The organism is Asticcacaulis sp. EMRT-3 (genome assembly GCF_030027245.1).
In the GTDB taxonomy this organism is placed as follows: Bacteria; Pseudomonadota; Alphaproteobacteria; order Caulobacterales; family Caulobacteraceae; genus Asticcacaulis.
Window position 1 is genome coordinate 179,546 of the sequence record NZ_JASERT010000002.1, and the last position, 21,504, is coordinate 201,049.

The following is a 21,504-nucleotide window of genomic DNA, read 5'->3' on the forward strand; positions in this document are numbered from 1 at the left end:
ATTTGATCGTGCCCCAGGGCGTGGTGTAATTGAGCGCTTGGCATCAATGACTTCCGGACAGGTCCGGGTTTCGCTCAGTTTGCCACGGCTGGCATGCTGAGAAGTGGATCATCGCTGAGTTGTGCGATGGTTTCAAGGGTAATGTAGCGTCCGCGCTGAACCGCCCATTCGTCATTTTGTTCGAGCAGGATGGCGCCGACCAGTCTGGTGATGGCATCGTCGTTTGGGAAGATGCCCACGACATCGCAGCGACGCTTGATTTCGCCATTGAGCCGTTCAATGGGGTTGGTTGAGTGCAGCTTGATGCGGTGTTCCTTCGGGAAGGTCATATAGGCCAGGACATCGTGCTCAGCCTCGTCCATGATCGTGGCCAGCTTTGGCATTTTGGGCCTGAGCTGGTCGGCGACGTTTCGCCATTGGGTACTCGCCGTTTCCGCCGTCTCCTGGGCGAAGGCCGTGCCGATGAAGGCAGAGACGACGCGTCGCCCGCTCTTGCCGGCATGGGCGCAGACATTGCGCATGAAGTGAACACGGCAGCGCTGCCAGGTGGCGTTGAGAACCTTGGAGACGGCACCCTTGATCCCGATGTGGGCATCAGAGACCACAAGTTTGACACCACGCAGGCCCCGGCGTGTCAGGTTGCGCAGGAACTCTGCCCAGATCGGTTCGGCTTCCGAGGTGCCGACCTCCATGCCCAGCACTTCACGCCTGCCGTCGCTGTTGACGCCAACGCAGATGATGACGGCGACCGAGACGATACGGCCGCCCCGGCGCACCTTCAGATACGTAGCGTCAATCCAGATGTATGGCCATTCCCCTTCAATGGGGCGGTTCAGGAAAGCCTTCACACGGTCATCGATCTCTTCGCACAGCCGACTGACCTGACTCTTGGAGATGCCGCTCATCCCCATCGCCTTGACCAGATCATCGACAGAGCGCGTCGAGATACCCTGAACGTAAGCCTCCTGGATCACAGCCGTCAGTGCCTTCTCGGCCACGCGCCTGGGCTCCAGGAAACCCGGGAAGTAACTGCCTTTACGAAGCTTCGGGATCCGAAGCTCGACCGTGCCTGCGCGTGTTTCCCAGTCTCGGTCACGATAGCCGTTGCGCTGGACCAGCCGGTCGCCGGTTTTCTCATGGTAGCCGGCACCGGTCATGCCGCTCACTTCCAATGCCATCAAGCGTTCAGCCGTGAAGCTGATCATGTCGCGCAACAAATCGCTGTCTGAGGTCTTTTCAACAAGCCCTTTCAGGGCCATCATATCGTCGGTCATCGGTGTTCTTTCGTTCTGGAATGAGTGTCGCAACCCAAACCTATCCGAAAATCACTGATGACCAACCCGCTACGCTAAGGCTCGCTTTGCCCTTTTGAATGGGCGGCGAGCCATGCGCTACGCTCTTACCCAGTTACACCACTCGCTGGGACACGACCATAGATTTCGCAGCATAGATCAAGAAATTAATGCAAGGGTGGTTTACCGTGTGCGTTATTGGATAAATATTATAATATTCATTTATAAATGAAGCGCACTTTACATCACATTCGGCATCGCGATTGACTAAATCGATTAAAGAGAGCTCGAACAGGTTGATTGCTTTTTCTTCAAAATTTACCATTTTTTGCCAGCAATCCACAGCCTGCTGCACACTTTTGCCGGAAGCATAGGCTTCAATGATCTGCCGGAAGTGGTTGGGCCCTAAAGGGCCGTCATAAGGCAGGTTATTTTTGTTGAGAGGGATTACAAATGAAGGATCGTAACCATTAAACCAGAAGCTGGTGAATGTAACAACCTTTTCTGGCCAACCGGCAGTTAAAAAGTTCGTCCTGACATATTCTATATGATAGTTATCACTTATTTATGCGTAAAAATAAAATCGACATCATGGAACACATTTAGGTACTTTTCTCTTTGTTCTTCAGAAAGCTTGTGAACCCCGTCCAAAACATAACAGGTTATATTGGGCGACATGGCTTTAATCAAAAGCTGTATTTTTTCTGACTGACAATTGCCAATAACTGCTATTTTTACCATGATACACTCCGGCTCAACCCATGTAAACACATGGCTGCATGCAAATAATTGAGTTTTATTTTCATCAAATTTAAGAATTCACTTATCGAATATATGGAGAATTCGATTAACACTCTATGATTAATCGATAAACTACTTTGGATAAATTATATTTGCAGCCTGTACCAATCGTCCCATTGAGATTCTACCCCGGAATATCCTTTACTTTCAAGCAGCTTCCTGATTTTTTCGCGGCTAGGCGTGAAATTATGCTCGACTGTAATGAGGTGTATCTTCCATTTTTCAAAAGGGAAATTCTCAAGAATTTCTAACTCACTCCCTTCCGTATCTATACTGAGGTAGTCAATATTTTTCGGTGCCTTATTCTTTTTAAGAAAGTCATGCAGAGAAATAGTAATAAGGTTTAGAGTTTTTCCTTGTTCTTGATAAGCTTGACGCTTGTCCTGATGCTTATCAGAGTTAGCATATTGCGCCATACCCCCAAAAACACCGGCCAGAATAAATTCTATTGAATTTCCCGTTTGGCCGCCAATGCAGTCAGAGGATACTTTACATTCTCGATTTACTTGTAGCTGAGCATAAAATTCAGGATTAGGCTCTGCACATATTCCCTTCCAGCCAAACTGCTTTTCCAATAGCCAGGTATTACTTAAAGCTATGCCGTCCGTCGCGCCAAATTCCACGAAATAACCGCCACGTTTATAGCCGGTCTGTTCCAGAACCCAAAGATCCTGGCCAAGCTGGGAAGGGGATTGTCTTTTGAGATCGTCGCCAGTTATGAGCGCCTGCCCCGGCACATCCGCCTTTTGCGGATCGCCATGTGGAAACATTTGGCCCTTCTGCAATGAGAGCCATAACTCGTGATGCAAGATTTCTATCTGTGCTTCCACGACAGACCGCCATGCCATACTATTTGAGCGTGTATCGTCTTGACTGCTGATCTCCTGATCCAGAAGTTGGCTGGCTTGCGGAATCAAGCCCAGTCTGGCGGCTTCGGATATCTGCCTCACCCGGCCCAGATAGGTGTTGTTACGCTTTGTCTCGATTATTTCAATGGCGCGATTAAAATATTCAGATGCATCTTTCTCACGATTTAACAGTAATGAGAGACGCCCTAATGTATTATATAGGTTGGATATAAGAATATCATTGACCAGCCTTCTGCTGCATCCCCAACTGACCGCTAAAGACGCAAAATGTCTAGCAAACGGCTTGTTCGTATTGTGCGCGTGCGCCGCGGCGATAAGCAGGGCCAGCTTAGCTCGGTCAGGATGATTTGTGAGATCAGCTTTGCCGATCTGTATCAGTGCATCCCAATCACCGAATTGCCAGCTCGTCCGCGCCGAATCCAGTGTGTACATGTCTTCCGGAGGATAGTCGGACTCTGGATTATCTATTTTTTCCGGCACGGCAACGAGTTCCCCAAGACCTTCTGACATCATCACTTTTTTAGCTGGTGATGGTTTTCCCGCGCTCTGGTCAGAAGTTTTTTTCATAGAGATTCATCACGCAGCAGCAGATCTTTAAGGATGTCAACCTGCCCTTCGAAACGGGAAAATTCAGTGCTGGCCAGCCATTGCTTGTGTTCCAGTTCTTTGATTTTCATAGTTTCTGCCTGAAGCGCCTGATCCTTTTGCAGAATTTGTCCTTGAGCGTCGGTAAGTGCGTGTTGCAACTGTTCTGATGCCGACTTCGCCTGCGCCAGAGCCTCCTCCAACTCGGTCAGGCGGGCCTCGGCTAATCGAGCCTGTTCAGTTTTGTCGCACAACATATCTTTATTTTTTTGATTCTCCACTTCGATTTTATCGTAAGCCTGCTGCAAATATTCAGCCTCCGAGGCCCGCAGCAGCAAGGCGGCGTCCAGTTCGGTCAGGCGCGCCTGCGCCGCCTGTGAGCGCGTCGTTTCAGCCCTGAGCGCCTCGTCCGCTTGCAACAGACGATCTTCGGCATTCTCCAGCCTTTGTTGCAGCTCGTCAGCCGCCGCCGACTTTTCAGAATAGCTCTTCGACATATCTGAGAGTGTCACCTCCAGATCAAGCAGGCGCGCCTGCGCCGCCTGTGAGCGCGTCGTTTCCGCCCTGAGCGCCTCGTCCGCTTGCAACAGACGATCTTCGGCATTCTCCAGCCTTTGTTGCAGCTCGTCAGCCGCTGCCCTCATTTGCGTGAGTGCGGCTTTCATTTGCGCAACCGTCGCCGCATGGGCATCAAATCTGAACCACAACTCTGTGAAGCCGGCATCATCCCTAAGCAGGGATTCGGTCAGATAGCCGCCCGCCTCAAGTATAGGCTGAAGTTCCTGAGTCGAAGAACCGTTTTCATACAGTATTTCTGAGGTGGCCCGCAGAATTATAGTTTTGAAAACCGGCGCTTGCAGGCCGACAATCTGCCTGAGGATAGCCAGTTCTTCTCCCGGCGCATCCAGAATCATCATGTTGTCGCCGGCCGCCGGCAGAGAAATCCGGCTTATCAAATCGCTGACATTCAGGGTTTCAACCGGCTGTTCCGATATGATGCGCAATCCTGGAAACAGCGACCGCAGGGCGTCCGTCGGCGGTTTCAATCCGGACAGCGAGGAAAAATTCAACATATAGAGCGTTGATTGTCCTGTTGTTTCCGCTAAGGCGAAGGGTAAAACTTCCAGACGCGCATCATTGCCGCCGATACGCTTCAGCGCCGAAACCAGATTGCTGTTCGGCTCAACAACAATAATTTTTTGGGCTTTGCTGTTTAGAAGCCAGGGCAGATCCGTACCCGCGCCGGCACCGACATATACGATAGTGTCTAAGGCATTTAGCGCTTCCAGAGCCATAAGCAATGGGGAATCATCGCTAGATTCATTCGACATTATTTTTCTCTGTTCTTAGAAATGCCTGTTCCCAGGCAAGTCAACCCTATCCATTAGAGCGCTTTTCGATCTGATAGACTCAGATCGGCGCTCTAAGTTTTTGTTTATCGCTCTTCCTTATCCAAAAAGTGAATCCACTTTTGGGGGAAACACTCTAAAGGCCGCGTTCCGCGCGACCGGATCAATCGTCCGAAACAGGTATGGCCTGGATATTTTCAACAAAAATTACCAGTTTGCGGGGATCGCCAGGTACGGTTTTAATTTGCGCGAACTCCATGACGCCTATGTTTTCACCTTCTTGCAAATCAACCTGTAGCTGGATGCTAAGTTTTGTTTTCATCGCCTCATTGGGCAAAACAAACGATTGCCCGAAAAGGCTGACCTCATTATCGCTCATGGGGTTACGGTAGTCGATCATCACATCATAGCGTCCCGCTACCTCGCATAGAAGAACAAATTCTGCCCTGGCCTCGTTTATCCAGCGCCCGCTGACAATGTCTTCTTCGGGAAAAGGCCCCTCGGAGCCTGAGAAACCTTCCCTAGGTATCCAGGTTTGCCTCGCCAGGGGCGTAAATTTCCATGACTTGCTTTCAAGGTCGTAATGAAAGGTTCCATCCGGCGATATATTTTTGTTCTTGGCCTTCCCGTCCATGAAGGCTTGTTCAAGCTCATAGCTTTTAAGGCTGTCCACTTCAGAGAAGTATTTCACCAGATTCGAACTCAACTGACCATCCCGCCTTCTGTGGCTGGCGATCAGGGTGTCGAGCTGATAATATTCCGTATGCTGGGCAAACCGGTACCAAAGATCATAATCGCCCGCATATCTCAAGGATGCATTCAAACCGCCCGTCTTGTCCCACAGTTCAGAGCACCAAAAGGTTCCCTCCTGCATGACAAAGACATCCTTGCGTCCGTCATAAAGTCCAAGCGCCATATTAAGCCGACTGTAGCCTCTTAACGGCCAAAGCCGGAATACGAAGCCATCGGACGCCATGATATTGACCAGACCGCCAACAAGCTGGGCGGAAGGATGCTCTCTGAAAAAGGACGCTATAGCCGCGAGGCCGCCGGGAAAAAGAATATCATCGGCATTGACCCAGCCCATGATGGTTCGTTCCCCGGCCTCATTTTCCACCTCGGGCATTTTATAGGCAGACGGCACAACCTTGCTGAACCTTGGTAATGAAGCCCCGCGCTGCCCCGCCTCTTTTGCCGAATTGCCCTCACTTTGGGCCAGAGACTTGCGGGCAAAATCGAACCCGCGGTTTATACCGTCATACATGCCGTTGTCCTTCTCGACCGAATAGGAGAAGGAAACTCCCTTGCAGAGCAGGGGGAAGTCAGGCCCGTCTATCAGACGCTGCCATTTTTGGATGATCTGATGGGTTTTATCCGTCGAGCCCGCATCCTGAATATGATAACGGATCCGGAAATCACCCTGCTGGAACACCACAGAGGATATAGTTTGTTCGATAAACTTATCCAGATTGTAGCTCGGCGTGACGATCACAAAAAGCATTACGCATCAACTCCTGCCGCCCGCGGCGTCGTAGCAGATTGAAAAAAACGTAGGCTGACCATGCCTGCGAATGGGCCGCGCTTTTTAATCCGCGCGGGAAAACAATATATCGCTCAGTATCAGCGCAAGCTTCCGGGGATCTGCCTCCGATGACGTCCATTTCTGGAACCTGATCGATAAGTCATTCCAGCCTTTTTTCAATGGAGTTTTAAAATAGACTGTATCGATATGCCCATAGGCGCTGCGCGCCAGGGTTTGCTGATGACTATCGCCGTCTCCAACCTGCATTTCCAATTCCATGTCGTCGAAAAGGATATTCTGGCATTCGATGGCGATCCAATAGTCACATGTCTCGGTGCTTTTGATACGAATCCGCGATTCCGGCCCCTGCAACCAGAAAAATGGTTTGGGAATGCCGTGTTGCGGATGGGCATCCTCTCTCGAACAGACACCGTCACCCGGAATCCAGGTATTGCCTGCCTTCACGCTGTCAAGAGCGCTTACCTCTGAAAACCGCGAGCGGAACTCTCTCGGCTTGAACGTAATATTGGTGCGCACGCCCAGCCGGTCGATCAGGCCTGCGCGCACCAGCACCTGATAGAAGCTATGGTAGCAGGCCTCCACGGAATGCTCATTGAAGAAGTAGATAGGCCCCAGTTCATGCAATTGCTGTCTGAGTTGCGGCCTTTCCTTGAGCATCAGCACAAGGCGGACAATATCGTCCGGCGACTCTGTCTGCGCCAGTACGCCCGAATACCCCTCCGCGACGGCTTCCGTCACGCCTGTGACACCATAGGCCACGGATGGCGTGCCGATCGCGGCCGCTTCGGCAAATATCTGGCCGAAGGTTTCCTCACGACTGCCACCGACCAGAAGATCCGACGCCGCGTAATACAGCCGCAATTTTTCCTGATCGGTGACATATCCGGGCAGCAGACACATATCGCCGAACATGTCGCGCTGCGATTCCGAGAAATGGCCAAGAATAATCACTTTAAGTTTGCTGATCTTGTGTTCGGCAAACTTTCGCATGATCGGCAAGGCGCCCTTGCGGGCATCATTCAGGTCGCTTGTGCTCATGATGACGATGAAATCATCGGTTGGCAGGCCCAGCGCCATGCGCGCTGTGGCCTTGTCCCGGGGCACGAAATACCCCGGATCAATCGCCAGCTTTATCTGGTCAACATCATGGAAGGGCAAAACGGACGACTGATCCACAAAATCCCGGGTCCAAAGCGAATTCGCCACGAGCACCACATTGGGATTGTCATTCAGCAAGGCGCGCTTCTGTACCCAGGCGCGGTTAATTTCATTTGCATCGAGCCGGGGATATTCATGGGGGGTGGGACAGTTGGCATCGCAACCCTCCTCCAGCATACGGCAGCCGTTCGTATAGGCGCAGCGCCCCGTCAGCCACCAGAAATCGTGCATGATAACCAGTGTCGGCCAGCGTTGGAACACGGCCTCAAAAAGGCTGGGATCGGCATTGGCCGAATGCACATTGCCCAGAACCACGATATCACAATCAGTCTCTTCAATCTGCGCGACCAGCTCTTCCGACGTGGGCAAAACCCCCTGGCGGTTTCGATCGAGCAACTGGAAGGCACTCACCTTGTGACCCGCGGCTTCGACAGCCTCGGCCAGTCTCATGTGCGCTATGCCGGCGCCGTAATGAAAGCCTATATCATTGACGAAGCAAAAAGACAGCTTGCGAGAACTGGCACCGTTTGGATTTTGAGTCGGTACGTGGCCGGTGCGCTTTACAAAGCTGTCGCGCACCGTAATGAGTTCTGCCTTAAAGCGCGATTCAACATGCGTCTTTTGTTGATCGTGGCGTCGGAACAACGCGATCGGACGACCGATTACGTGTATTTTGGCATTTTCGACCGCGAACCTCATCCACAGTTCGTAGTCCATGCTGTAATACAGGTCTTCTCGAACCATACCGCCCGCTTTTTCCCATATGGCGCGCGAAAAGAAGACTTCCGGCTGGTAAAAAAATTGTCCGGCATTCCAGCCGCCATCGAGATCAAGAATTCTATCCAGCGGCAAAATGCCGTCTGAACAGGCCGTCATATGCTCGGATTCGTAGACATAATCCTTATGGGTGCGGCAAATACCCGCGACCAGATCCGCGCCGGATGAGGCAAAAGCGACCGCCATAGCATGAAGGGCGCCTTCGGCCAGCATATCGTCACTGTTTAGCCAGGTCAGAATGTCACCGGAGGCGATATTCATGCCCTTATTGATGGCGTGAGACTGCCCTCTGTCAGGCTCGCTGACATAATGACTGATATGCGGAAGATAACGGCGAACCACCAGATCGGTAGCGTCCGTTGATCCGCCGTCCATTATGATAAGGTCAAGGTTTTCATAGCCTTGATTTATAATGGAGAGCAGCGTCTCTTCGATATAGTTTCCCTGATTATAGGTTGGCACCACGATCGAGATGCGCGGCCATTGCTGACCGTCAAGCCGGCCTTTCGGCGTCGTGTCGCTGCGACCGCGCCACGGCCAACGATCCGGCCGTTCATCGCCTGAAACAATCTCCGACCAGAAGGTCAGCAGCATATTTTGCAAGTCTTGCTCGCGGCTCTTCTTGTCCCCGTCGGCATCCCGATAAGCATCAAATATGATACGAAGGCGTTGCCAGTCGCTATCGTCGAAGCGGCGCGAAAACAGCCTTTCTCCGCGTGACGCCAGAGATACTGCCGATACCGGCCCTTCCAGCACCGCCACCAGATCGTCCGAAAGCGGCGCATCAATACACATGGCGCGCTGCGAAAGCATGGCCTCGCCTTCAGGCCTTATCAGGATGCCATCGGCGGAAAGCAATTCGAAAGCGTCTTCAATGCGCTGATATTCATCAATATCCGCATCCAGCCAGACAATGACGTCGAATTTCAGTGGGATGGTTTCAGCGAGACGTCTGACCGTCCCCGAAAGCAGCAGCGGCCGCTTTTCAAACGGAAGCTGGCGAATGTCGGCCCACGCCGTACTCGCATCCTGCTCGTTGCTGTAAGCAAAGGCCAGCAGGTCGGTCGAGGCCATAAGTGACGCATCGACCTCATGGCCATCGACGATTAAAATCGTGCGGCGCTCTGCGGCTCCACCCAGCAATAGTTGATGGTGAGCCAGTATAGTGTTTAATTGACGCAAGTGGAGAGTCATTAATTCAGCTCCTGCTGCACGGAGGCAAGATGGGGCTGCAATTTTGACACACCTAATTTTATACCCAGCTTAACCCAGCGCGAAGCCGAGATCAGCTTTATATCGCGCTTCAATACACTGAGCGATTCTCTCAGTGAGTTCAGCTCTTCATTTTGAATGTTTAGAGCCTCCAGAAGCATAGCATTTTCTTTTGCATTCTCGATTTTTTCTTCGTTCCGCGATTCCGTAATCACAGCTTCATTTACGTTCACCAAGTCATTTTCTCGCATTTTTGCAATATCATTGTAAAGCTGGTGAATCTCTTCCCGCGCCCTCGCCAATTCATAGCGGGCTTCGTGCAAATCCTCCGCCAAATCAGGATGGCTCTGCGGTTCATGTTTGGACACGGCTGCTTTTGAGGCCTTCAAAACCGCCAGCTTCCGCTCCAGATCGTTTATAATATGCCGCATAAGTTTGTCGCCGCTCTCATGGGTTTGCTCATTGCGGGCATACCGCTTTTGAACGTCCCTGAGTTCATTCTGGGCGACGATGGTCTTGTATTCCGACTGCAAGAGCTGCGACCGCAGGTTATTTTCTACGGATATTGCCTGATCCAGGCGCTGAACCAGAGGAAAGAAAATTTGCTCGAAAAGCTGGATCTGATCGTCATTGAAAGCGCCGGCATTCTTGAAAATTTTTTCAAGGCGCTCGCCCATTGGAATAATCAGGTCACCCGTCGACAGGGCGGCGTCCATGTCCTTGTTGGGATATATAGACGTCATACCTTTGCTGAGAGTCGTCAGAAACGATTTCCAGTCCCCGGCGCGGTCTTCGGATAGGGCAACAGGCATTATAGCGCGAGACACAACCGATTTTTCACCAACGAACTCCGGCGCGTCGGCCGGGTAGGCGGCAGTATTTTCCAGCACATGACCCAAGGCCTGCCTGACATCATCCCAATTCCAGTCTTCCAGGCTGCGCAGAGATGGAAGCCCCTTGATAAGGCCGGCATAGTCCGCATTTGTCGTGAGCAAACACATCTTATCGCCGGATGCGAACGCTTCTTGCAGATCGCCATTCGAAAACATGTATGCGCGCTCGATCAACGATGCCAGCTCGGGGCCCGGATATTCAGCACCCCCCTCAATTTTGCGCAGCCCATCTTGCCCAGACAGTTCCTGGCTCAACACCACGCCGAGATCATTGACAATAACGACGCCGTTCGGAAACGCAGCAAGCACATTCGAAAGCTCAGTGACAAGAAGCTGGCGGCCCGCCGACCAATCGCACGCATCAAAATAAAACAGGATGCTCGCCTGGCTGGGCAACTCTTGCTGAAGCCCGCTCAAAAATGTTGCCGGATCCGTGAAATCGACGCGAACATGCGGATAATCACCAAGTGATTTTTGCATGGATAGAAAATCGCCGCGTGACGACCTGCATATAATAATGGAGCCCGCAAAAGCTTCCGCAAGCTGCGCTGAAACCAAAGCGCTCCGCGCAGGCATTTCAACAAAAATATCGAAATTCACCAAACTCAATATATTTGCGATAAAATCGCAATGACCGACTGCAATGCGCTTCGGTCTAACAATTTCTTCAGACTGCTTCACTCTCACCAGCTTTTCATTAAAGTCATATCGGCCACAACACACATCGCCATCTTTGATTGTGGAATATTAATGGATATTTAACACTCACACCTGAAGCAAGCAACAGAATTTATGAATAAAACTGGCCTATCGTCGAATTTGGACTTATCCCAAAAATGCTCGCCGCTCAATGAGATTGATTAAAAAGGCGAGAGACGCACATTGTGCTCCTGACCCTGGGACTTAAACTCAAAAATTTGACTGCCGGTATCGGTGTCTCGGCGTAAGGTTCCTGGGTAAAATACAGAAACTCTGGCATAAGCTTCGTGGCGTTTCACAAAAATTTTAAGCTCCGCGTTACGGCGACTCACCTCGCCAGACTGATCATCCGCCCGCCGCGTCTGGCCTTCCTTGTGAATAAGACAAGCCTCGGCGGCATAGATGACTTTCAAACCCTTGTCACGGACGCGCAGGCATAGATCCACATCATTGACCGTGATGGCGAAGGCCTCTTCATCAAACCCCCCGACCTCATCAAACAGCGATTTTTCGATCATCAGACAGGCCGCCGTGACAGCATCGACCTCACCTGATTGCATCACGAGCGGGTTAAGCTCCCATGCGTGCCGGGGCGCGCCCAGCCACGGATGGCCTGGCCCCGGCACGAGATGGGTGGCAATGCCGGCATGTTGCAGATCGCCAGACGGATACAGCAGGCGAGCACCGACGACGCCAGTATCTTCGCGCGCTAGATAACCCAGCATTAATTTCAGCCACGCACCGTCCAGAGCTTCAATGTCATCATTGAGAAACAGCAGAACTGGCGCGTGGGCCACTCGGGCACCGGCATTGCAAAGGCGGGAAAAATTGAAAGGGATGTCGCAATCCAGAACTGTGACGTCCTGGCGCGCCGACAGGCTGGAGAGATAGCTGCGCATTTCGGGATGGGTCGCGCCATTATCCACGATAATGATCTCGATTTTCACACCGCTCACCATAGATAGTGAATCTACGCATGCCTTTAACAGGTCGAACCGTTCCTTGGTCGGGATGATGATGGAGACAAATTTCATGTCCGCCGGAACTTCGACAGGCGCGATGGCCGCGCGGGTATCGCCCTGGCCCGCCGCCGACAGGTTCTTCGACGCAATTGGCTCGCCCAATTTCGCACCGGTGACCTGTTGCCTCGACCGGCCAAGGCGTCCTTTGATCGCCGCCAGCAGTGGCGTGATCTCGCCTCTCATGATCCGCCCGGCGATCTTGCGCCCATAGAGACTGAATCTCTCGCGCCAGTTCAACGCGGCCAGTCTCAGATATATGTCTGCGCCTGTGCACATAACCTGGCGGACATAGAGATGATAGATACCCGTAGGCACGATCACATATTCGGCCTGTCCGGGGCCCGCATAAATGATGCTGCGGGCCAGGCTGTCGCGTTCGACCAGCTCGATCTCGGCAAGCTGGCCCTCGCACCACAAGCGATAGACTCCGCGCATGGGCCACATGCCTGCCGGTTCCAGGCCATCTCCGGCATCGAGTTGAATATGTTTGGAAATTGCTTCTCTTTGCATTGCCTTTATAGTGAAGCAATTACGCGGCTTTGACGAGATATTTTCTTTATGTCCCCTTTTAAAAACATGGCCGCAAGCACCCACCGCGCATTGGCAGGCTTGCGCTTTACGGCGGAATCCCTGAGGTGGCAAAAGGCCCGCGAATGTCAGTTGCCGCGCCCGGCGAAGATTCTGGTTTCCGGTTTCATGGACGAGGCGCTGGGCATTGGCCGGGCCGGTCGCCTGACGGTTGATGCGCTCAAGGCGATGGGCCTTGATGTGACAGCGGAATATTTGCGCCCCTTGGACAGAGGCCTGTTGACGCGCGGGCCGGTGGCCCTGCCCTGCCCCGAAGCCTGCGTCTGGCTCATCCATGCCAATCCGCCGGAAACGCGCATCGCCCTGCTGCGCCATCGCTACAGCGACTGGGCGCACAAGTACCGGATCGGTTATTGGGCATGGGAAAGCTCGGAAGCCCCTCAGGACTGGGCGAGAACCGCCCGATGGCTGCACGAGATTTGGGTGCCAAGCGAACATGTGCGTCTGGCCATCGGCCGGGCCTTCGCAAGGGTGGGCCGCCAACATGAAACACAAAAACTGCGCGTCGTGCCGCATCCTGTGGCGGTCGCCAGAAACGTTCAGGCACCGCCAGTCCATGCGGATGGCCGCGACGCCGACAAGGTCGCCACCCTCACCCTGTTCGATCCGCGCAGTGATTTTGAACGCAAGAATCCGATGGCGGTTATTGATGTCTGGCTTTCCCTGTTTCCGCAGGCCAGCCGGACGGCGCGGCTGATCGTCAAGACACACGCCGGGGCCGTGCATCACCCGCGTTTCGCCGAACTGGTGGCGCGCGGCAAAGGCCGTCCGGATATAGAGATCATGGCCCAGACCCTGAATGGCCCGGATACAGACAGGCTGATTCACAATACCGACATTCTTATATCGCTGCATCGCGCAGAAGGTTTCGGCCTGCCTTTGGCCGAGGCTATGGCGGCGGGCGTCAGCGTCATCGCCACGGGCTGGTCGGGCAATATGCAGTTCATGACGCCGGAGAATTCCATCCCCCTGCCGTATCGGCTGGTGCCCGCCAATACAGCCTATAATGGCCCAAAGGCCCAGTGGGCCGATCCTGATCCCGACGCGGCAGCGCAAGGTCTTAAGCGGCTGATCGATGATCCGGCTTTACGCGAAAGGCTTGGCGCACAGGCGCGCCACGATATGATGGCCTTGCGGGAAAACTGGTCGCCTTTTGCGCCGCAAACCGTGCAAAGCGCTTGCAATCCGGTATAATTAGCCTAGTCAATTTTCAGATGCACCCCGCAGACTTGCCGGTCACTGAGCCGACACGTGAGGTAGCGCTAACATATCCGGTCATCTGTTCGGATAAACTGAAATTTTCTGCGCCGGAATTTGTTCGCATCCGCGTTAAGACGGTACGTCCCTTATGAGGCCCCGATGTTCAAAATCAAATCCGTGACCGTCCCGCTCGCGCTGATGAGCGTTCTTGCGCTTGCCGCCTGTTCTAAAAAAGACAATGCGGGCGCACCCCACGGCCCGGCCCCGGTTGGTTATATCGTCGTCCATACCCAGCCAATCCAGTTGACGCAGGATTTATCGGGCCGCACCTCGGCCTGGCTGGTATCGGATGTGCGCCCGCAGGTCAGCGGCATCATCAAGGCGCGCCTGTTTACCGAGGGTGGTCTGGTCAGGGCCGGGCAGTCGCTGTACCAGATCGATCCGGCCACCTATCAGGCCGCGTTCGACAGTGCGCAGGCCCAGCAGGCCCAGGCCCAGGCCAATGCCGACGCCGCCAAGATCAAGGCCGACCGCGCCCAGCAGCTCATTACCATCAAGGCCATCAGCCAGCAGGATTATGACGACGCCGAAACGGCGCTGAAGACAGCGCAGGCAGCGCTGGCCCTGCAAAAGGCCAATGTCGAGAGCGCGCGGATCAATCTGAACTATACGCGCGTGCTGTCGCCGATTTCGGGCCGCATCGGCAAGTCGTCGGTCACGCCGGGCGCGCTGGTCACGGCCAGTCAGGCGACGGCGCTGGCCACGGTTCAGGATCTGTCGAAAATCTATGTCGATATTACCCAGTCCTCGTCTGATCTTTTGAAACTGAAGCAGGCAATGGCCGCCGGTCAGATCGGCGCGGTCGATCATGCCGACGTGACCCTGACGCTTGATGACGGCCAGACCTATAATCAGACGGGCCGTCTCGAATTTTCCGAAGCCAGTGTCGATCCTTCGACCGGCTCGGTGACGCTGCGGGCCGTCTTCCCGAACCCTGACGGCCTGTTACTGCCGGGCATGTTCGTGCAGGCGCGCATTATCAAGGGTGTGGTCAGTAATGGCGTGCTCATTCCGCAAGGCGCGGTGATCCTCGATCCGAAGGGCGGCGCCACCGTGCTGATCGTCGGTGCCGACGGCAAGGCGCAGAGCCGCAAGGTCGGTCTGGGCCAGATGATCGGCAGCCAGTGGCAGATCACGTCCGGCCTGCAATCGGGCGACAAGGTGATTACCGAAGGGGCCATGAAGCTGAAAGCCGGGTCGCCGATCAAGGCCACGCCCCAAAAGACCGCGCCCCCCGCCACCGACAGTGCGGAGTAGATCCCGGTGAATATTTCACGCTTCTTCATCGACCGGCCGATTTTTGCCTGGGTCATCGCCATCGTCATCATGCTGGCGGGGCTTTTGTCGATCTTCGTCCTGCCGATCGAGCAATATCCGCGCATCGCCCTGCCGCAGGTAACGGTCAACGCCTCCTATCCCGGCGCTTCGGCCAAGATCGTCGAGGACTCGGTCACCCAGGTCATCGAACAAAGCCTGACCGGCCTTGATCATCTCAAATACATGACCTCGAATTCGTCGGCAGGCTCGGCCAGCGTCACGCTGGTGTTTGAGGCCGGCACCGATCCCGACTTCGCGCAGGTGCAGGTGCAGAATCAGGTGCAGTCCGCCTTGCGCCGCCTGCCGCAGGATGTGCAGCAACAGGGCTTGCGGGTCAATAAGGCGTCGGGCACGGCGCTAATGGCCATCGCCTTCTACACCGATGACAACAGCCTTTCCAATGCCGACATCGGCGACTGGATCGCCTCGCACCTCAATGACCCGATTTCGCGCCTCGACGGCGTCGGCGACACGCGGGTCTTCGGTTCGCAATACGCGATGCGCATCTGGCTCAATGCCGACGAACTGGCCTCCTATGCGCTGACGCCTGCCGATATTGCCACGGCCATCCAAGCCCAGAACACTCAGGTTTCAGCCGGTTCCATCGGTGCCGACCCGGCCCTGCCGGACACGGCGCTCAATGCCACCATCACCGCGCAATCTCAGCTCCAGACGCCGGGCCAGTTCGAAAACATCATTGTCAAGAACAATCCCGACGGCACGCCCGTACGGCTAAAGGATGTGGCGCGCGTGGAACTGGGGCCGCAATCCTATGGCAATATTGCGCGCATGAACGGCCATCTGGCGGCAGGCATACAGGTATCGCTGGCCACGGGTGCCAATGCGCTGAAGACCGCCGATGAGGTCAAGGCCCTGCTCACCAAGATGGAGCCCAGCTTCCCCGCCGGGCTCAAATACGCCATTCCGAACGATTCGACCCAGTTCGTGAAGCTGTCGATCGAGGACGTGGTCAAGACGCTGATCGAAGCCGTCGTGCTGGTGTTTGTGGTCATGTTCCTGTTCCTGCAAAACTGGCGCGCCACCCTCATTCCGGCCATCGCCGTCCCCGTTGTGCTGTTGGGCACGTTCGGGATTCTGGCGGCTTTCGGCTATTCCATCAATACATTGACCATGTTCGGCCTTGTGCTGGCCATCGGGCTCCTGGTCGATGACGCCATCGTCGTGGTTGAAAACGTCGAGCGCGTCATGGCCGAAGAGGGGCTGGAGCCCAAGGAGGCGACCCGGCGCTCGATGGACGAGATCACCGGCGCCCTGATCGGCGTCGCCTCAGTGCTGGCCGCCATGTTCGTGCCTATGGCCTTCTTCGGCGGCACGCAGGGGATTATCTACCGCCAGTTCTCGGTGACGCTGGTGTCGGCGATGGTTCTGTCGGTCATCGTCGCCCTGGTTCTGACGCCGCCTCTGTGCGCTACCCTGCTGCACAGGCCCAAGCCCGGCGAAGGCATTCCGCCCGCCGAGGAAGGCGATGAGGATGTCAAGGTCAAGGGCGTGCTGTCCGCCTTCAATCGCGGCTTTCAGGTCTTTGCCCACCGCTATCAGATGTCGGTGCGCGGCATTATCCGCAAGCCCGGCCTTTTCATGCTTATCTATGGCGCCATCATTGCCGCCGTGGTGGCGCTGGCCATCACCCTGCCGACCTCCTTCCTGCCGGATGAGGATCAGGGTATGCTGACCACCATCGTGCAATTGCCCGTCGGTTCGACCACCGCCCAAACCCTGCAAGTGCTCGACAAGGTGCAGGCGGTTTACCAGAAAGACAAAGCGGTTCAGTATGTTTTCGCCATTGCGGGCTTCAGCTTTGCCGGTTCCGGGGAAAACCAGGGCATGGTCATCTGCCGGATGAAGGATTTCAAATATCGCCACGCCGCCGATATGAAGGTGCAGGCCGTGGTGGCGCGCGCGCGCAAATCGTTCGCGCAGATCCACAGCGCCACGATCATTCCGACCATTCCGCCACCCGTGCGCGAACTGGGCAATGCGTCGGGCTTCGACCTTGAGCTGAAAGACGTGAACGGCCAGGGTCATGACGCCCTCGCCAAGGCGCGCGACCAGCTCGTGGCGCTGGCCAACCGCAATCCTGTGCTGGCCGGCGTGCGCGCCAATGGTCAGGACGATACGCCGCAACTGCATATCGACATCGATAACACCAAGGTGGGCGCACTGGGCGTCAAGGTCAGCGATGTGAACGCGATGCTGTCCACGGCGCTTGGCGGCACCTATGTCAACGACTTCATCGACCGTGGCCGTATCAAGCGCGTCTATATTCAGGGTGATGCGCAGTTCCGCACGCGCCCGGAAGACATCAATCGCTGGTTCGTGCGCAATGCGAGCGGCCAGATGGTGCCCTTCTCGGCCTTCGGCACGTCAAGCTGGACGTTTGGGCCACCGCAGTTGCAACGCTATAATGGCTCAGGCTCGATGGAAATTCAGGGCACGGCCGCGCCCGGCCAGTCCAATGGCAAGGCGATGCAGGTCATGGAAGACCTGGTGAAGCAATTGCCCGGCGACTGGGGTTATGAATGGACCGGCCTTTCCTTGCAGGAACAGGAATCGGGCCAGCAGGCTCCGGCCCTCTACGCCCTGTCGCTGCTCGTCGTCTTCCTGTTGCTGGCGGCGCTGTACGAAAGCTGGTCGATCCCGTTCGCCGTCATCTTCGTGGTGCCGCTCGGCATCTTCGGGGCGTTGGTCGGCACCTGGCTGCGCGGACTGGACAATGACATCTACTTCCAGGTCGGACTTCTGGCCACGATGGGGCTGGCGGCGAAAAACGCCATCCTGATCGTCGAATTTGCGAAAATCCTGCACGAGGAAGGCCGCACCCTGGTGGCCGCCACACTGGAGGCCGTGCGCATCCGCCTGCGCCCGATCATCATGACCTCGCTGGCCTTTACCTTCGGCATCATGCCGCTGGCCCTGGCCAATTCGGCGGGTTCGTCGGCGCAGCACGCCATCGGCACCGGTCTGATCGGCGGGGTGCTGGCGGCCACCTTCCTGGCCATCTTCTTCGTGCCCCTGTTCTTCGTGCTGGTACAACGCCTCTTCCGGCAGGATCGCCTGCCGCAGGATCTGGCGGCAAAGGAGGCCAATCATGACTAAGGCCGTTTTCGCCTTCGCCTCGCTTGGCCTGTTGTTATCAGCCTGTTCAATGGCCCCGCCTTACGAGCGCCCCGCCCTGCCGGTGGCGCAAACCTGGCCGCTGGCTGCGCCCGCTGCGACCGCCGCAGCAAGCCCGGTAAGCTGGCGCGATCTGCTCACCGATCCGGCCCTGCAAAACACGATTAAACTGGCCCTTGCCAATAACCGCGACCTGCGCGTCGCCACGCTCAATGTGGCGAAGGCGCGCGCCCAGTATGGCATCGAACGCGCCGGGCTTTTCCCGTCGCTCGACGGCACGGGTGCGGGCAGCAAGAGCCATACCGACACACCGAACGCCATTACAGGCAAAACCAAGACGGAAAGCTATTCGGCCTCGCTGGGCGCCTCGTGGCAGCTTGACCTGTTCGGGCGCGTGCAAAGCCTGAAAAATGCCGCCAAGCAAGATTTCTTCGCCCAGACCGAAAACCGCAATGCCGCCGAAATCTCGCTGATCGCGGCGGTTGCCGACGCCTGGCTGCAACTGGCTGCCGATCAGGATCAGCTCCGTCTGTCGCAGCAAACCTATGATACGCAGAAAGACGCCTTCGACATTGCGGGCAAGCAGGCGCAGATCGGCGTTTTGTCCGATCTCGATCTCAACCAGATCCGCACGGAAATGGAGCAGGCGCGCGCCAATACGGCGGCGGCGGCCACGGCGGTCGATCAGGATAAGGCGGCGCTGACCCTGCTGGTAGGTAACGCCGTGCCCGACAATCTGTTACCGGACGGTCTTAAGCCCGATATGGTGGCGGCCAGCATCCCCGTGGGGCTACCGTCCGATGTGTTGCTGAACCGGCCCGATATTCTGGCCGCCGAGCATAATCTGAAGGCCTATAATGCCGATATTGGCGCAGCCCGCGCCGCCTTCTTCCCGTCGATCAGCCTGACCGGTTCCGCCGGTTCGGCCTCCACTGATCTCGGCCACCTTTTCGGATCGGGCACGGGCGTCTGGTCTTATGGCGCCAATCTGGCCGTGCCGATCTTTGCGGGCGGGGCCAATCTCAACAATCTGCGTTCGGCCAAGGTCAGCCGCGACATCGCCGTGGCCCAGTATGAGCAGGCGATCCAGCAGGCGTTTTCCGACGTCAATCAGGCCCTGGCCGTGCGGGCGCGCATCGATGAGCGGCTCGACGCCGAAAGCGCCTCGGCGGACGCGGCGGCGCAGTCGCTTAAATTATCGCAGGCGCTTTATCAGGTCGGCAGCGATTCCTACCTGACCCTGATGACCGCCCAGCGCACCTCCTATAGCGCCCAGCAGGCCCTGATCACCTTACAGGCCCTGAAAGCGAGAAATCTGGTGGCGCTCTATGCGGCGCTTGGCGATGATGCGACCCTGAAATAGGCAGGGTTACATCGCGCCGAAAGGCGGGCCGGTCAAATCATGCCGGCCAAATCCCGATTGACAGCCGTGCTGTTCTGCGCATTAGCAACGCAGCATGATGTCATCCGCCAGAAGCCGCTATCTCGCCGTGCTCGCCGCCGCCCTGTGCCTGGCGGCGGGGCTGGCCATCGCTTTTGGCTATATCAGCGTCGATTCCTGGTATTATATGCTGCTGGCGCGCTCGCTGCGCGATGGCCATCCCCTGCACCTGCACCACCAGTATATGGCGGTTTATCCGCTCGGCTACCCGCTGCTGCTGGCCCTGACCACGCCGCTGGCCCGGCCTGAGGTGATGATGATCACCTCCAAGCTTGCCAATATGGCTCTGCTGGCCGCCGATTTTGCCCTGATCTGGCGAGCCACCCGCAATCTGCCCGTGGCGACGCTGATCGTGGTCAATCCGGTTACGCTGGTGATCGCCATGTACACCTGGTCGGAAAACCTCGAACTGTTCGCCATCTGCGCCAGCCTGTTCCTCATCACAAACCTGGCGCAGGACGGTAAACGGCGCGATCTGTTCCTGCTGGCCATTGTGCTGATCATCGGCGTTTTCTCACGCTACTTTTTCGGCCCTCTGGCCTTCCTGATCTTTGCCGCTAGCTGGCGCGTTTATGGCCGCAAGGTGGCGTGGCGTATTTTCCCGGCCTTTTGCGTGGCCGGGCTGGTCTATCTGAGCTATCAGGGCGTCAACTGGGCGGTGACCGGCTATCCGACCGGAATGCCGCGCGGGCCTGCACCGGAAGCGCCGCTGCTGCTGATCCGCGACTTCCTGACGGCGGGCGGCTGGAACGGGCTGAAAGTGCTGATCGCGGCGGGATTATTCCTGGCCTTCGCCCGGCGTCATGTCTCGCTGCAACGTCCGGCCAGAAACGACGCCGCCACCCTGATCCTGCTGACCGGACTGGGCTTCCTCGCCCTGGCGCTCGTGCTCAGGCTACGTAATTATTTCGACCCGTTCGATACGCGCACCCTCGGCTACGGCATCGTCCTGACGCTCACGGGATTGATCGGTCGCTATATCCATTTGGACGAAGGCAATCAACCCGTCTGGCCGGTGGCCGCCCTGATCGCCTGCGCTCTGTTTTCTGTCGTTTTCGCCGATGATTTCGCCCTGCTTCAGGATATCCACGATCTGCCCGATGGCTATGCCTTTCCGGCGGCCTCGCTGGCCCAGCTTAAGGGCCATTCACCGCCTGCCAATGTGATCGTGTCTTTCCAGTTGCCCATAGCCGGGCTCGATTCCACCAATGTCGATAATATCAACGAGGTCTTTTATGGCCCGGACGTTACGGTGATCGCGCCGCTCGGCGGCCCCGACAATACGCCGGAATCGGTGCCTGCCTTCTGGCACCGATTATCGGCCCTGCATCCCCATACCTGTTATTTTGATTTCACGCCCTTTGCCACCGCCGCCGATTTTGACACCTATCTGAACGCCCAAAACCTGATCGACCGGCGCTGGTCATGGCAAGATTTTCGCTTCCACAAGGTCAAAATGACGGCCCTGGTGCCCGACATGCGCGTCTGGCTGCGCCACGTCTTCGTCGCAGGCCGCTATCTTCCCTGCGCCAGCGCACTTCATCGCTGATACCAAGTTGCGAT

Annotated in this window: 13 protein-coding genes; 5 read left to right on the forward strand and 8 right to left on the reverse strand. The window is 56.0% G+C overall.

Translation table 11 applies throughout. From position 1 onward, the window contains the following. Positions 1-74 precede the first annotated feature (74 nt). The 8 genes from QB905_RS14095 to QB905_RS14125 all read right to left on the reverse strand — a co-directional run bounded on the left by QB905_RS14095 (position 75) and on the right by QB905_RS14125 (position 12,635). The gene (locus QB905_RS14095; protein WP_282973519.1) at positions 75-1,274 is read right to left on the reverse strand and encodes an IS256 family transposase; all 1,200 of its coding nucleotides are present in this window, start codon (positions 1,272-1,274) and stop codon (positions 75-77) included. Positions 1,275-1,407: 133 nt separating this feature from the next. Further along, a complete protein-coding gene (locus tag QB905_RS15355; RefSeq protein ID WP_461781805.1) occupies positions 1,408-1,857 on the reverse strand; it encodes a WcbI family polysaccharide biosynthesis putative acetyltransferase in 450 nt (149 codons plus the stop codon). A gap of 322 nt (positions 1,858-2,179) precedes the next feature. Continuing rightward, positions 2,180-3,529, reverse strand: a complete 1,350-nt coding sequence (locus QB905_RS14100) for an FkbM family methyltransferase (RefSeq protein ID WP_282975770.1) — start codon at positions 3,527-3,529, stop codon at positions 2,180-2,182. Continuing rightward, a complete protein-coding gene (locus QB905_RS14105) occupies positions 3,526-4,878 on the reverse strand; it encodes a coiled-coil domain-containing protein (RefSeq protein WP_282975771.1) in 1,353 nt (450 codons plus the stop codon). The genes QB905_RS14100 and QB905_RS14105 overlap by 4 nt, the downstream gene beginning before the upstream one ends. A gap of 181 nt (positions 4,879-5,059) precedes the next feature. Further along, positions 5,060-6,397 carry a glycosyltransferase gene (locus tag QB905_RS14110; protein WP_282975772.1) on the reverse strand — a complete coding sequence of 446 codons (1,338 nt, stop codon included), beginning with the start codon at positions 6,395-6,397 and terminating at the stop codon, positions 5,060-5,062. 84 nt (positions 6,398-6,481) lie between these two features. Beyond that, positions 6,482-9,568 (reverse strand): glycosyltransferase, encoded by a 3,087-nt coding sequence (locus QB905_RS14115; RefSeq protein WP_282975773.1) that lies wholly within the window; start codon positions 9,566-9,568, stop codon positions 6,482-6,484. Continuing rightward, the gene (locus QB905_RS14120; protein ID WP_282975774.1) at positions 9,568-11,160 is read right to left on the reverse strand and encodes a hypothetical protein; all 1,593 of its coding nucleotides are present in this window, start codon (positions 11,158-11,160) and stop codon (positions 9,568-9,570) included. Before QB905_RS14120 ends, QB905_RS14115 begins: the two co-directional genes overlap by 1 nt. A gap of 179 nt (positions 11,161-11,339) precedes the next feature. Further along, positions 11,340-12,635, reverse strand: coding sequence for a glycosyltransferase family 2 protein (locus tag QB905_RS14125; protein WP_282975775.1), 1,296 nt, complete (start codon positions 12,633-12,635; stop codon positions 11,340-11,342). Positions 12,636-12,776: 141 nt separating this feature from the next. Here QB905_RS14125 and QB905_RS14130 point away from each other — a divergent pair, with 141 nt between their 5' ends. From QB905_RS14130 to QB905_RS14150, 5 genes are all read left to right on the forward strand, one after another. Next, the gene (locus QB905_RS14130) at positions 12,777-13,982 is read left to right on the forward strand and encodes a glycosyltransferase family 4 protein (protein ID WP_282975776.1); all 1,206 of its coding nucleotides are present in this window, start codon (positions 12,777-12,779) and stop codon (positions 13,980-13,982) included. 165 nt (positions 13,983-14,147) lie between these two features. After that, positions 14,148-15,305: an efflux RND transporter periplasmic adaptor subunit gene (locus tag QB905_RS14135; protein ID WP_282975777.1), complete on the forward strand. Its 1,158-nt coding sequence runs from the start codon at positions 14,148-14,150 to the stop codon at positions 15,303-15,305. A gap of 6 nt (positions 15,306-15,311) precedes the next feature. Continuing rightward, on the forward strand, positions 15,312-18,482 hold the full coding sequence (locus tag QB905_RS14140; protein WP_282975778.1) for an efflux RND transporter permease subunit: 3,171 nt from the start codon (positions 15,312-15,314) through the stop codon (positions 18,480-18,482). Then, positions 18,475-19,863, forward strand: coding sequence for an efflux transporter outer membrane subunit (locus QB905_RS14145; RefSeq protein WP_282975779.1), 1,389 nt, complete (start codon positions 18,475-18,477; stop codon positions 19,861-19,863). Before QB905_RS14140 ends, QB905_RS14145 begins: the two co-directional genes overlap by 8 nt. A gap of 94 nt (positions 19,864-19,957) precedes the next feature. Continuing rightward, positions 19,958-21,490, forward strand: coding sequence for a hypothetical protein (locus QB905_RS14150; RefSeq protein WP_282975780.1), 1,533 nt, complete (start codon positions 19,958-19,960; stop codon positions 21,488-21,490). Positions 21,491-21,504 lie beyond the last annotated feature (14 nt).

What these genes read in the sequence shown, in the direction of transcription:
- QB905_RS14095 (WP_282973519.1), bottom strand. Translation starts at nt 1,274, where the DNA reads ATGACCGACGATATGATGGCCCTGAAAGGGCTTGTTGAAAAGACCTCA.
- QB905_RS14100 (WP_282975770.1), bottom strand. Translation starts at nt 3,529, where the DNA reads ATGAAAAAAACTTCTGACCAGAGCGCGGGAAAACCATCACCAGCTAAA.
- QB905_RS14105 (WP_282975771.1), bottom strand. Translation starts at nt 4,878, where the DNA reads ATGTCGAATGAATCTAGCGATGATTCCCCATTGCTTATGGCTCTGGAA.
- QB905_RS14110 (WP_282975772.1), bottom strand. Translation starts at nt 6,397, where the DNA reads ATGCTTTTTGTGATCGTCACGCCGAGCTACAATCTGGATAAGTTTATC.
- QB905_RS14115 (WP_282975773.1), bottom strand. Translation starts at nt 9,568, where the DNA reads ATGACTCTCCACTTGCGTCAATTAAACACTATACTGGCTCACCATCAA.
- QB905_RS14125 (WP_282975775.1), bottom strand. Translation starts at nt 12,635, where the DNA reads ATGCGCGGAGTCTATCGCTTGTGGTGCGAGGGCCAGCTTGCCGAGATC.
- QB905_RS14130 (WP_282975776.1), top strand. Translation starts at nt 12,777, where the DNA reads ATGGCCGCAAGCACCCACCGCGCATTGGCAGGCTTGCGCTTTACGGCG.
- QB905_RS14135 (WP_282975777.1), top strand. Translation starts at nt 14,148, where the DNA reads ATGTTCAAAATCAAATCCGTGACCGTCCCGCTCGCGCTGATGAGCGTT.
- QB905_RS14145 (WP_282975779.1), top strand. Translation starts at nt 18,475, where the DNA reads ATGACTAAGGCCGTTTTCGCCTTCGCCTCGCTTGGCCTGTTGTTATCA.
- QB905_RS14150 (WP_282975780.1), top strand. Translation starts at nt 19,958, where the DNA reads ATGATGTCATCCGCCAGAAGCCGCTATCTCGCCGTGCTCGCCGCCGCC.